Source organism: Pseudomonas sp. MDT1-16 (assembly GCF_054898115.1).
Genome location: NZ_CM142717.1, coordinates 5,410,108 through 5,421,439 on the forward strand (window position 1 = coordinate 5,410,108; position 11,332 = coordinate 5,421,439).

An 11,332-nucleotide genomic window follows, 5' to 3' on the forward strand; every position below is an offset into this window, starting at 1 on the left:
AGGAGCCCTCCGAGGTTTGCGTCAGGCGGACTTACGGCCATAATGGCGGCCGTGAATTTTTCCCCAGACTCTGAAGGATCGCCTGTGAGCCAGTCCCTGATCGCTGCCCTGCAAAACCCGGCCCTCTACCCGCATCCCGTAGACGGATTCCAGGTCATCGAAACCCATATTTCCTGGGTAATCCTCACCGGCCCCTTTGCTTATAAATTGAAGAAACCAGTGAATTTCGGCTTCCTGGATTTCACCAGCCTCGACGCTCGCGAGCATTTCTGCGGGGAAGAGCTGCGTCTTAACCAGCGCCTGACCAACGATTTGTATCTAGAAGTGTTGCCGATCACCGGCAGCGCCGAAGCACCCCAACTGGCCGGCGAGGGTCCAGTCGTCGATTACGCACTAAAAATGCGTCAATTCCCGCAGAGCCAGCTGCTCAGCACGCTGCAAGCCAACGGCGAATTGACCACTGCGCACATCGACGAGATGGCCGCGCAGATCGCCCAGTTCCACCTCACCGCACCGAAGGTCCCTGCCGAACACGAAGCCGGCACCCCGGACAGCCTGATGGCGCCAGTACGCCAGAACTTCGAACAGATCCGTCCGTTTCTAAGCGACAAGGCCGATCTGCTGCAACTCGACGCCCTGCAAGCCTGGGCCGAAAGCAGCTTCGAACGCCTCAAGCCACTGTTCGTCCAGCGCAAGGCCGAAGGTTTCATCCGCGAATGCCACGGTGACATCCACCTGGGCAACGCCACCGTGATCGACGGCAAAGTCGTGATCTTCGACTGCATCGAGTTCAACGAACCGTTCCGCTTCACCGACGTTTACGCCGACACCGGTTTCCTGGCGATGGACCTGGAAGACCGTGGTCTGAAGAGTCTGGCGCGTCGCTTCATCAGCCAGTACCTGGAACTGACCGGCGATTACCAGGGCCTTGAGTTGCTGAACTTCTATAAAGCCTACCGCGCACTGGTCCGCGCCAAGGTCAGCCTGTTCAGCATGCCGGCCGAGGCCGACCCGGTGCAGCGAGCCACCACCCTGCGTCAGTACCGCAATTACGCCAACCTGGCGGAAAGCTACAGCACCATTCCTTCGCGCTTCATGGCCATCACCCACGGTGTTTCTGCCGTCGGTAAAAGCCACGTGGCCATGCGTCTGGTGGAAGCGTTGGGCGCCATTCGCCTGCGTTCCGATGTAGAGCGCAAACGTCTGTTCGGCGAGCAAACCGTACCCAACGACCCCCAGGCCGGCATCTATAGTGCAGACGCCAGCGCCGCCACTTACACCCGCCTGCATGAAATTGCCGGGGTAATCCTGCGTGCTGGTTTCCCGGTGGTGATCGATGCGACTTACCTCAAGCGCGACCAGCGTGACGGCGCAGCGAAAATCGCCGAAGCCACCGGCGCGCCATTCCTGATCCTCGATTGCAATGCGCCGCAAGCGGTGATCGAGAGCTGGCTGGCCCTGCGCCAGGCAGACAAAAAGGACCCGTCCGACGCCAACCTGACCGTTATCGAAGCCCAACAAGCCACGCGTGAGGCCCTGACGCCAGCAGAGATTCTCTGCAGCAAACGCGTTCAGACCAATGAAAGCGGAACCCTCGACACAGTCGTTGCACAGATTCGCCAGCGCCTGCCGGGTCTGTAAGAAACTATTTCAGCCGTGAAGCCTTCGCCGGCTTCACGGCTGCCAAATAGTGGCACTATACTGGCGTCATAAAACCAACAGGTGATGTGACATGAGCCAGCCGAAACTACTCGACACCCCGCTTTATGCGTTGCTGCACAAAGACGACATCACAGGTTTCAACAACGAGCGTCCCAAAGACGGACCTATCGACATGGTCGGTGGCGATTTCCGGGGTTTGGACCTGCGTGAGCTGAACGCCGACGGTGTCGACTTTACCGATGCCTATTTCCGCTCCGCCGACTTGCGCGGCATCGACTTTCGCAACGCCTCCCTGGAAGGCGCGAGCCTCGCTCATGCGCAGATCTCCGGCGCCTACTTCCCGCCAGAGCTGAGTGCTGACGAGATCCTGATGTCAATGAATTTCGGTACACGCCTGCGTTATCGCACTCGCTAAAAGCGACCTTTGACTGCCACGTTCAGCGCCCCCGCTTTGCGCTGAACGCTGGGCATATTTTGCCTGGAGACCTGATTCCACCCCCCTCTCTTCCTACCGCGCTCGCGGACGTTCACGCCGCTTGGGGAGTTCGCCGCTTAGAAGCTTTTGCGTCGAAACCGACCAAACAATCACGCTTTTCCTACTGATGGCTACACTCCTGAGAAGCTCGCCCACGCACCGTTCGGCCGTCGCAAGGAGGCTTGATGAATGATGAACTGCAGCACCTGAAGAATCTTGGCAAGACGTCGGCACAGTGGCTGCACGCCGTGGGCATCCACAGCGCTTCGGATTTGCGTCGACTGGGGGCGGTGGATGCTTATCGGGCCGTGCGCACGCGCGGGTTTCGAGCATCCAAGGTGTTGTTGTATGCCATCGAAGGTGCCCTGATGGATGTGCACTGGAACGACATTCCCGCCGAGCGCAAGGAAGCCTTGAACAAACAGCTGGAGGCTATTTCGTCACGTCACAAGAACTGAACGGACGCAGCAACCATGTACCTACTTGGGGAACAACCGGCTTACGCCGATGCGTTGATCAATCGACTGCAACATATTCCCGTCCGCCTGCTGGAAGGTTTGACACCTTGTGGACCGCCCCTGGCGTTTTCAGCCGTCGATGATCTGGCGGCCCTATTACCCGGCAATCAACTGTTTGTATTGGACAATGGCCTGCTGCATGGATGCATTGACGAGCGGGCACTGTTCTATCTGCACGAGGGCGATCTGATCGGCCTGCGTCAGGGCACGGAACTGCCGCGCTGCCGCTTTCGCAGCGATAGCCCACTGGCATTGACGCCTTACCTGCGATCCGAGGTTTTTCAGCATATCTATGCTGACCCGGAGCGTTCGGAGCTGTTCCTTCAATACATCGCCGGTCAGTCCGCCCTGCTGTCCGACGCCGTCGCCCGCCTGAAACAACCCGAGTTTCGAAGCACCAATGGCTTTCAGCGCGTGGCCAGTGGCGAAGTGTTAATCCGTCAGGGCGATGAGGCGGATCACGTATTCGTCATCATTGATGGTCATGCCGAAGCCTTTGTCGACGGGCATAAAGTCGGTGATGTACCCAAGGACGAGATTTTCGGCGCCATGGCGGTGTTCACCGGCGAGAAGCGTAACGCCAGCGTGATCACCAGCGAACCCAGCACCATCATGCTGATTCCCAAGGACCAGTTTCTCAGTCTGACCCAAAGCAACCCTAAGATCGCCCACAGCCTGATTGAGAGCATGGCCCGACGCATCGACCTGTTGAACAAGCAGGTCACTGAGCTGAGTTCGCTCAACCGTACAGGCTGAAGACCAATGATTACGGGCGTTTCCCGCCATTGAACAGCGTAGTTCAAATAATTGAGAAATCAGCGGTTGACTTGGTAATGCGAATCGCTATGATTATCACAACTGGTCGCGAGACTGGTCGATATTTGAAAAGCCCTTGGTTCGGACTCTCAGATATCTCCTCATCAGGCTAATCACGGTTATTTGACCCGGCTCTTGCCGGGTCTTTTTTTGCCTGGAGAAAAGTCGTTCGGTCACTTGCCAAATTGCTTACGCATTTGCGCGCAGTAATCCTGGGGGGGTGTGGCAGGCGTGTACCAGACGTAATCAGCCATGGCCGGTGTGACCTCGCTGCCCTGCTCCGCCAGCATCACCACCACAGGCGCCTGAGGCTCTCCCAGATCAAGCACATGGATCGGCACGCCGACATCCTTGCGCGCATGGTAAGCGCCGGCAAACAACAGTGAAGGCGTAGGCGCCACGAGCAAGCGCTCGGCCATCCGTCTGTCACGTTGCTGTTGGACCGCCAGCATCGCCGGCATCTGCGATTCAGGCAGCAGACCACAGTGGGAGTCGCTGATTTGCTCCAGCAATTCGTCCTTGACTGAAGCAGCGTTGGAGCGCGACCCGCTCAATGTCGGGGGATTGGCGTAAACGGTACGGACTTCAAGCGTGTCCAGATTGGCTGCCAGCAGCGGGTATGGCTGGGCCAGCGCGAAACGAACGACCGGCCCGTACACATTCCAGTCCCAACCAGACTGCCAGGCCAATGCACCGGGCAAATCCGCCGGTGGCGGCGAGGTGCGGCGAACGTCGTCGACGCGCCGCTGTTGATCAGGCGTGAGCATTTCCAGCAACAGACTGCCTTGAGTTCGCCGCTCACTCAGCGACTGCAATAACCACAATTGCAGTTGATGGTGATCGCGATTGTCATGCTGTTCACCCACGATCAGCCGCAAAGGCTTCTCCAACCGCGCAACCAGCTCCTGAGCCGTGAGGGTCTGGCCGCTGCGCAAGTCCCGAATCTCGCCGACCACCGACGGCGGATTCGAAACATGCTGGCAGGCACTCAGCATCAGCAAAGCCAGCAGCAAAAACTTACGCATGTGTTCACCCCCATAAAAAGCTCAGCGGGCGATGATCAGCGGATGCCCACGCTCCGGGTGCTGCTGCACCAGCACTTCCAGCCCGAACACGGCCTTGAGTGGTTCCGGGCGCAACACCTGCTCCGGTATATCGAGCGCCACCGGCCGCCCACTTTCGAGCAGTAACAGGCGATCACAATAGCGCGCCGCCAGGTTCAGATCATGCAGGATCACCAGCACCGCCGCGCCGCGATGGGCGAACTCGCGCACGGCTTGCAACGTCGTGTGCTGATGAAGTGGGTCGAGCATCGATGTAGGCTCATCGAGTAACAACGTTTGCCCTGCTTCGCCCGGCCAGAGCTGCGCCAGAACCCGAGCCAGATGCACCCGCTGTCGTTCGCCACCGGACAAGGCCAGATAGCTGCGCCCACTCAGATGCCCGGCATCGGCAGCGTGCAACGCGGCGGCGACGATCTCGTCATCGCGAACCCGGCCGCTTTGATGGGGCAAGCGGCCCATGCCGACCACTTCTTCGACACGAAAGGCGAAATCCAGGGTCGACACCTGCGGCAATACCGCCAAACGCTGCGCTCGCGCCGTTCCGGTCCAATCGCTCAACGCGCGCTCGTCGAGCCAGACGCTGCCGTGATCAGCCTTCAATTCACCGCACAAGGCGCCGAGCAAGGTGCTTTTACCGGCACCGTTAGGTCCCAGCACACCGAGGACTTCGCCCGGTTTGAGCTCAAGCGTGATGTCCGTCAGGACACTCTTTCGACCCCGACGGATTTGCAGATTTTGCGTTCGCAACATCAGGCACGCCCCCTGAGCAATAAATACAGAAAGAACGGCGCACCGATAAAAGCCGTGACGATCCCTATCGGCAATTCAGCCGGCGCCAGGGCCAGTCGCGCCACCAGATCGGCAAACAACAACAGACTGGCACCCGCCAAGACTGACGCTGGCAACAACACCCGATGATCGGGACCGGCCAATAGTCGCACCAGATGCGGCACCACCAGACCGACAAACCCGATCATCCCCGCCGCTGCCACCGCTGCACCGACACCCAGCGCCGTGCAGAACACCAATTCACGCTTGAGCCTTTCGACGTCGATGCCCAAATGACCGGCCTCTGACTCACCCAGCAATAACGCATTCAAGGCCTTGGCCCGACGCGGCAGCCACAATGCCACGCCGGCACTGATCAACAGCAACGGCCAGAGCCGCGAATAGCTGGCGCCATTGAGGCTGCCCAGGTTCCAGAACGTCAGGGTGCGCAACGTCGCGTCATCCGCCAGATAGGTGAACAGCCCCACGGCGGAGCCGGCCAGCGCAGTCAACGCAATACCGGCCAGCAACATGGTCGCGACGTTGGTCTGCCCGTTGCGCCGGCCCAGTCGATACACCAGCGCCGTCACGCCGAGCCCGCCGAGAAACGCGCACAGCGATAACAGGTAAGGCCCGAAGGCTTCAGGCAGACCGCCGAACACAGAACCACCGACGATCGCAATGGCCGCGCCCAAGGCCGCCCCGCTGGAGACACCGACCAGCCCCGGATCGGCCAGAGGATTACGAAACAACCCCTGCATCGCCACGCCGGACAGTGCCAACACCCCCCCCACGGCCAAGCCCAACAAGGTTCGCGGCAAGCGAATCTGCCCGAGGATCAGTTCAGCCTGCTCCAGTCCGTCGGGCGCGATCGGTACACCCACCAGCCGCAGGGCTGCACGCAAGGTGTCGAGCAACGGCAAGCTCACTGGCCCAAGCGCCAACGACAGCCAGATGGCCAACACACACAGCAGGATCAGACCAATGAACAAAGCGCGGGGTTTAACCAGAATGGTCATTGGCCGGCAGTACCGGGGTAAAAAGCGTCAGACAGTTTTTTCAGCGCATCGGGTAGCCGCGGCCCCAAGCCCCCGACCAACAACGTCGGATCAAGCTCCATGACTCGCCCGTCCTTGGCTGCGCGGGTCGAGGACAGCATCGGGTTCTCCTTGAACAACGCCGCACGTGCAGCATCGCCGGTCAATGCACGATCGGCAAACACCAGCACCTCGGGATCCAGACTGATCAGGGATTCGACAGAAAAGGGTTTATAGCCGGTATGCGTGGCCAGATTGTGCCCACCAACCTGTTGCAGCAACCAATCGGCGGCGGTGTCCTTGCCGGCGATGAGCGGTTTGCCGCCCGCGTTGCCAAGCAACAACAGCACACCCGGCGACTTTTGCTTCAACTGTGCCCGCGTGACCCGGACCTGTTGCTGATCAAGTTGCTGTTGATACCTCTGAAACAATTGTGAGGCCTGATCTTCAGCGCCGAGCAACGTGCCCAGATGCTGCAAATTGCCCTGCAAGGTCGGCAGATCCGGCTGCGCCGAGAACAGTTCGATTTGCACACCCGCGCTGCGAATCTGCGAAAGCACCGGTGGCGGCCCCATTTCCTCGGTGCCGACCAGAATCTGCGGACGTAAGCTCAAGATGCCCTCCGCCGACAACTGCCGCTGATACCCGATGCTCGGCAATGCCTTGAGCGATTCCGGGTGCTGACTGGTGGTATCGACACCGATCAGTTTCGATTCACCGCCCAGTGCGCTGATCCACTCCGACAAAGCACCACCGGCACTGACCCAACGTTGTGGCAACTCGGCCGCTACGGCGTAGTGGCTGACGAGGAGTCCGACACAGAGCGCAGCAACGCGGGTACTCAGGCGCATAAACAGCTTCCTTTAAGGGTTTTCCCGGGCATCGAGATGACAGTCCAAGTATCCTCGGCCTCTGGCACCTGAACCCGACAGGCAAGGCGGCCATTTGATAATTGTTTGCATTTGAACGTCAAGCTCGGACATATCCAGTCACGAGCCGCCGGACTTGAGGATAGACATGAAGTTTCTTTGTGCAGGCATTGAACTGGCCGATGCCAGCAGTCGCGGTTTCGACATCGACGGCCAGAAGCTCTTTGCCGTGCGCCTTGGCGGTCAGGCTTACGTCTACATCAATCGCTGCCCACACCGTGGCGTCGGACTGGAATGGAAACCCGACCAGTTTCTCGACCCCAGCAACAGCCTGATCCAGTGCGCGACCCACGGCGCACTGTTTCTGATCGAAGACGGGGAATGCGTCGCCGGCCCTTGCGCCGGGCAGTCCCTGACCACCGTCGTTTGCCGCGAAGACGAACAAGGGATCTGGGTCAGTCTTTAGCCGTTCAGCAACACCTCCAGACGCCGATCGACCACCATCTCTTCGTGGGTCAAGTGCACGCCATAGGCCAACACCTCGACCCCGCACGACACCGCCTCACGCAAGGCTGCGGCGTAGGCCGAATCGATTTCTTCTGCAGGACGAACGGCGTCGATGCCGGTGAGATTGACGCAATACAACTGCACCGCACGAATTCCGTCCCGAGCCAAATGCGCCAATTCGCGCAAATGCTTGGCCCCGCGCTGGGTCACAGCATCGGGAAACGCCGCCACTGAAGAACCCTCGAAGCCCAGGGTGACGCTTTTGACTTCCACAAAAGCCGGCCCGCTCGGGTAATCGAGACGAAAATCGATGCGGCTGCTTTCCTGACCGTAGGCCACTTCACGTTTCAGCTCGGTAAAACCGTTCAGTTCGGTGATGACACCTGCCCGCAGCGCCTCTTCGATTAAGCCGTTGGCCCGTCCGGTGTTTACGCAAAACAAGCGTCCCTGCGGCGTTTCGCCGATTTCCCAAGTGCCAGGCAACTTGCGCTTGGGGTCGTTGGAACGACTGAACCAGACCTGCCCACCCTCCACCTGGCAATTGAGCATCGAGCCGGTGTTCGGGCAGTGAATGGTCAGCAATTCGCCGCTAACGGTTTCGATATCGGCGAGAAAACGCTTGTAGCGACGAATCAAACGGCCTTCTTCGAGGGGAGGATGAAAACGCATCAGCCTTGCCAGCTCTTCAAGCCGCGAGCAATCCTCTCGACCGCTTCCTGCAAGCGCGGCAGGCTTTGGGTGTAGGCAAACCGCACGTGATGCCCAGCCTGATAACGGCCAAAGTCCAGACCGGGGGTAATCGCCACATGCTCGGTTTCGAGGAAATGCCGACAGAACGCGAAGGCATCGCCGCCAAACTTGCTGATATCGGCGTACAAGTAGAACGCGCCTTCGGGTTCCACAGCAATACCGAAGCCCAGCGCCCGTAGAGCTGGCAGGAGGAAATCACGACGACGACCAAATTCGGCGCGACGCTCTTCGAGAATGGCAATGGTCGCAGGTTCGAAGCACGCCAACGCGGCGTGCTGGGCCATGCTCGGGGCGCTGATATAGAGGTTCTGGGCGAGTTTTTCCAGCTCACCGACCGCCGCTTCCGGCGCCACCAGCCAACCCAGGCGCCAGCCGGTCATGCCGAAATACTTTGAAAAACTATTCAGCACAAAGGCGCTGTCATCGACTTCCAGAACACTGGCGGCATCAGTGCCATAAGTCAGACCGTGATAGATCTCGTCCACCACCAGATGACCGTGGCGTGCCTTGATTGCGGCAGACAGGCCTGCCAATTCATCGCGGGTCAGGATCGTCCCGGTCGGGTTCGCCGGCGATGCCACCAACGCACCGACGCTGTCGTGATCCCAATGGCGTGCCACCAGATCCGGCGTCAGCTGATATCGCACGTCCGGGCCTACAGGGACAAGCTGCGCAGCGCCTTCCACCAGCCGCAGGAAATGCCGGTTGCACGGGTAACCCGGGTCCGCCAGCAGCCAGTGTTTGCCTGGGTCTACCAGTAAGGCACTGGCCAGCAGCAGCGCACCAGAACCGCCTGGAGTAATCAAGATTCGCTGCGGATCGATGTTCAAACCATAACGCTGCTGATAAAAGCCCGAAATGGCCTCACGCAACTCAGGGATACCCCGCGCGGCGGTGTAACGGGTCTTCCCCGCCGTCAATGCGGCCTGGCCGGCCTGAATGATCGGCTCGGCGGTGGTGAAGTCCGGTTCGCCGATTTCCAGGTGGATCACGTCGTGGCCAGCCGCTTGCAATTCATTGGCACGCGCCAGCAGCGCCATGACATGGAAAGGTTCGATCGCACGACTGCGGGCACTGTAGGGCTGAGCCATTAGCCTTCCTTCAACGGGAAAAAAATTGATTCTACCCAAGCGCAGGAACGAGCGAGAACCTAAAGCGGTCAGACGCCTTATAATCCTGGCCACAAACGACTCGAGCGTGTGCCCCAGGTTTGACTAAAATCAATATTTGATCAGGTCTCCAGCACCGCCAGACAAGGCTTTGCAATCATTTGCAAGCACTGCGGGCCACTACCTCGACATCCGGGAGTAGCGCGGTCCGATTTGATCTGGTAAGTTCGCCCGCTTGCAGCCGCAGGGCCGGCAGGTGTCGGTGATGGAGCAATCCTGCGCAATGGATTACAAGAGTAGAGGCGGTCCATTTCATGCCCACCCAAGCAAAGCAGCAAAACCAGTCGATCAGCGGCTTCGAACCCTACCAGGCAGTAAAGGGCGAGGAGTACATGGGCAAACCCATGCGCGCTCACTTCACCAAGATCCTGAATAAGTGGAAACAGGACTTGATGCAGGAAGTCGACCGCACGGTTGATCACATGAAAGACGAAGCGGCCAATTTCCCGGACCCGGCAGACCGTGCCAGCCAGGAAGAAGAATTCAGCCTCGAGCTGCGTGCCCGTGACCGCGAGCGCAAGTTGATCAAGAAAATCGACAAGACGCTGCAATTGATCGAAGACGAAGAATATGGCTGGTGCGAGTCCTGCGGCGTCGAAATTGGCGTCAAGCGACTGGAAGCCCGCCCTACCGCCGACATGTGCGTTGACTGCAAGACCCTGGCGGAAATCAAGGAAAAGCAAGTCGGCAAGTAATCTCGACTTGAACGAAAAAACGGAGCGTGCGAACGCTCCGTTTTTGTTTCTGATGTTTTTTGACTTTAAATAGCCGCCATGACCTCCATCACTTCCCCCACCTACATCGGGCGCTTCGCCCCCACGCCCAGTGGACATCTGCATTTCGGTTCGCTGGTCGCAGCGCTGGCCTCGTACCTCGATGCGCGTTCGGTGGGGGGCCGCTGGCTGATGCGCATGGAAGACCTCGATCCACCCCGGGAAGAACCCGGTGCTCAAGCGGCGATCCTTAAAGCCCTGGAAAGCTACGGCTTCGAGTGGGATGGCGAAATGGTCCGACAGAGTGACCGGCACGCTGCCTACGCCGAAGTCCTCAACCGCCTGTTCAATCACGGTCTGGCCTACGCGTGCACCTGTTCGCGCAAAACACTTGCGCCCTATCACGGGATTTATCCGGGACTGTGCCGCAATGCCGGCCACGGCACTGAAGATGCCGCGATTCGCCTGCGCGCCCCCGAACTGGAATACCACTTCATCGACCGGGTGCAAGGCGAATACCGCCAACACTTGGGCCGGGACGTCGGCGATTTCGTGATCCGCCGCCGCGACGGGCTCTACGCCTATCAGCTGGCCGTGGTGCTGGACGATGCCTGGCAAGGTATCACCGACATTGTTCGTGGCGCCGACCTGCTCGACTCCACACCGCGCCAGCTCTACCTGCAGGAACTACTCGGCCTGCCGCAACCGCGCTACCTGCATATCCCGCTGATTACCCAGCCCGATGGCAACAAACTCGGCAAGTCCTACCGTTCGCCGCCGTTGACCGAAGATCAGGCGACCCCCTTGTTGCTGCGTGCGTTGCGCGCGCTGGGGCAGAACCCCGGTGCCGAGCTGGCTTACGCCACACCACGGGAAGTGCTGGACTGGGGCATTGCCCACTGGGATGCATTATTGATCCCGCGCACACTTAACCTGCCCGAAGCGCAATTACAGTGATCACCCTTGCAGTGGCGCGCCCATCCG

General features: G+C 59.6%; 13 protein-coding genes. 7 read left to right on the top strand and 6 right to left on the bottom strand.

All coding sequences use genetic code 11. From position 1 onward, the window contains the following. The first annotated feature begins 84 nt into the window (after window positions 1–84). The 4 genes from ACYZT3_RS24980 (at window position 85) to ACYZT3_RS24995 (ending at window position 3,411) form a co-directional block, all read left to right on the top strand. Complete coding sequence (locus ACYZT3_RS24980; RefSeq protein WP_462030961.1) at window positions 85–1,641, top strand: bifunctional aminoglycoside phosphotransferase/ATP-binding protein; 1,557 nt, start codon at window positions 85–87, stop codon at window positions 1,639–1,641. Window positions 1,642–1,732: 91 nt separating this feature from the next. Then, on the top strand, window positions 1,733–2,077 hold the full coding sequence (locus tag ACYZT3_RS24985; RefSeq protein WP_008015079.1) for a pentapeptide repeat-containing protein: 345 nt from the start codon (window positions 1,733–1,735) through the stop codon (window positions 2,075–2,077). A 245-nt stretch (window positions 2,078–2,322) separates the two neighbouring features. Next, complete coding sequence (locus ACYZT3_RS24990; RefSeq protein WP_007971093.1) at window positions 2,323–2,595, top strand: TfoX/Sxy family protein; 273 nt, start codon at window positions 2,323–2,325, stop codon at window positions 2,593–2,595. 15 nt (window positions 2,596–2,610) lie between these two features. Continuing rightward, window positions 2,611–3,411 (top strand): Crp/Fnr family transcriptional regulator, encoded by an 801-nt coding sequence (locus tag ACYZT3_RS24995; RefSeq protein WP_462030962.1) that lies wholly within the window; start codon window positions 2,611–2,613, stop codon window positions 3,409–3,411. 233 nt (window positions 3,412–3,644) lie between these two features. Here the strand turns inward: ACYZT3_RS24995 and ACYZT3_RS25000 are convergent, their stop codons facing one another. The 4 genes from ACYZT3_RS25000 to ACYZT3_RS25015 are packed head-to-tail and all read right to left on the bottom strand — an operon-like array spanning window position 3,645 to window position 7,191. Beyond that, window positions 3,645–4,496 carry a ChaN family lipoprotein gene (locus ACYZT3_RS25000; protein WP_462030963.1) on the bottom strand — a complete coding sequence of 284 codons (852 nt, stop codon included), beginning with the start codon at window positions 4,494–4,496 and terminating at the stop codon, window positions 3,645–3,647. 21 nt (window positions 4,497–4,517) lie between these two features. Beyond that, window positions 4,518–5,285, bottom strand: coding sequence for a heme ABC transporter ATP-binding protein (locus ACYZT3_RS25005; protein WP_282381794.1), 768 nt, complete (start codon window positions 5,283–5,285; stop codon window positions 4,518–4,520). After that, window positions 5,285–6,268 carry a FecCD family ABC transporter permease gene (locus ACYZT3_RS25010; protein WP_282381871.1) on the bottom strand — a complete coding sequence of 328 codons (984 nt, stop codon included), beginning with the start codon at window positions 6,266–6,268 and terminating at the stop codon, window positions 5,285–5,287. The genes ACYZT3_RS25005 and ACYZT3_RS25010 overlap by 1 nt, the downstream gene beginning before the upstream one ends. A gap of 50 nt (window positions 6,269–6,318) precedes the next feature. Then, a complete protein-coding gene (locus tag ACYZT3_RS25015; RefSeq protein WP_462030964.1) occupies window positions 6,319–7,191 on the bottom strand; it encodes a heme/hemin ABC transporter substrate-binding protein in 873 nt (290 codons plus the stop codon). Between the two features lie 166 nt (window positions 7,192–7,357). Here ACYZT3_RS25015 and ACYZT3_RS25020 point away from each other — a divergent pair, with 166 nt between their 5' ends. Then, window positions 7,358–7,675, top strand: coding sequence for a Rieske (2Fe-2S) protein (locus ACYZT3_RS25020; protein ID WP_462030965.1), 318 nt, complete (start codon window positions 7,358–7,360; stop codon window positions 7,673–7,675). Here the strand turns inward: ACYZT3_RS25020 and sfsA are convergent. Next, a complete protein-coding gene (gene sfsA / locus ACYZT3_RS25025; RefSeq protein WP_462030966.1) occupies window positions 7,672–8,385 on the bottom strand; it encodes a DNA/RNA nuclease SfsA in 714 nt (237 codons plus the stop codon). The two genes, ACYZT3_RS25020 and sfsA, sit on opposite strands and share 4 nt — an antisense overlap. Next, window positions 8,385–9,557: a pyridoxal phosphate-dependent aminotransferase gene (locus ACYZT3_RS25030; RefSeq protein WP_462030967.1), complete on the bottom strand. Its 1,173-nt coding sequence runs from the start codon at window positions 9,555–9,557 to the stop codon at window positions 8,385–8,387. Before ACYZT3_RS25030 ends, sfsA begins: the two co-directional genes overlap by 1 nt. Before the next feature lie 332 nt (window positions 9,558–9,889). Between ACYZT3_RS25030 and dksA the strand changes: the two genes are divergently transcribed. Beyond that, on the top strand, window positions 9,890–10,330 hold the full coding sequence (dksA, locus tag ACYZT3_RS25035; protein WP_045059401.1) for an RNA polymerase-binding protein DksA: 441 nt from the start codon (window positions 9,890–9,892) through the stop codon (window positions 10,328–10,330). A 78-nt stretch (window positions 10,331–10,408) separates the two neighbouring features. Then, entirely contained in the window at window positions 10,409–11,305 is an 897-nt protein-coding gene (gluQRS, locus tag ACYZT3_RS25040) for a tRNA glutamyl-Q(34) synthetase GluQRS (protein ID WP_462030968.1), read from the top strand. Window positions 11,306–11,332: the final 27 nt, after the last annotated feature.

Excerpts from the sequence above, each read along its gene's own strand:
- ACYZT3_RS24985 (WP_008015079.1), top strand. The coding sequence starts at position 1,733 with ATGAGCCAGCCGAAACTACTCGACACCCCGCTTTATGCGTTGCTGCAC.
- ACYZT3_RS24990 (WP_007971093.1), top strand. The coding sequence starts at position 2,323 with ATGAATGATGAACTGCAGCACCTGAAGAATCTTGGCAAGACGTCGGCA.
- ACYZT3_RS24995 (WP_462030962.1), top strand. The coding sequence starts at position 2,611 with ATGTACCTACTTGGGGAACAACCGGCTTACGCCGATGCGTTGATCAAT.
- ACYZT3_RS25000 (WP_462030963.1), bottom strand. The coding sequence starts at position 4,496 with ATGCGTAAGTTTTTGCTGCTGGCTTTGCTGATGCTGAGTGCCTGCCAG.
- ACYZT3_RS25005 (WP_282381794.1), bottom strand. The coding sequence starts at position 5,285 with ATGTTGCGAACGCAAAATCTGCAAATCCGTCGGGGTCGAAAGAGTGTC.
- ACYZT3_RS25015 (WP_462030964.1), bottom strand. The coding sequence starts at position 7,191 with ATGCGCCTGAGTACCCGCGTTGCTGCGCTCTGTGTCGGACTCCTCGTC.
- ACYZT3_RS25020 (WP_462030965.1), top strand. The coding sequence starts at position 7,358 with ATGAAGTTTCTTTGTGCAGGCATTGAACTGGCCGATGCCAGCAGTCGC.
- sfsA (WP_462030966.1), bottom strand. The coding sequence starts at position 8,385 with ATGCGTTTTCATCCTCCCCTCGAAGAAGGCCGTTTGATTCGTCGCTAC.
- ACYZT3_RS25030 (WP_462030967.1), bottom strand. The coding sequence starts at position 9,557 with ATGGCTCAGCCCTACAGTGCCCGCAGTCGTGCGATCGAACCTTTCCAT.
- dksA (WP_045059401.1), top strand. The coding sequence starts at position 9,890 with ATGCCCACCCAAGCAAAGCAGCAAAACCAGTCGATCAGCGGCTTCGAA.
- gluQRS (WP_462030968.1), top strand. The coding sequence starts at position 10,409 with ATGACCTCCATCACTTCCCCCACCTACATCGGGCGCTTCGCCCCCACG.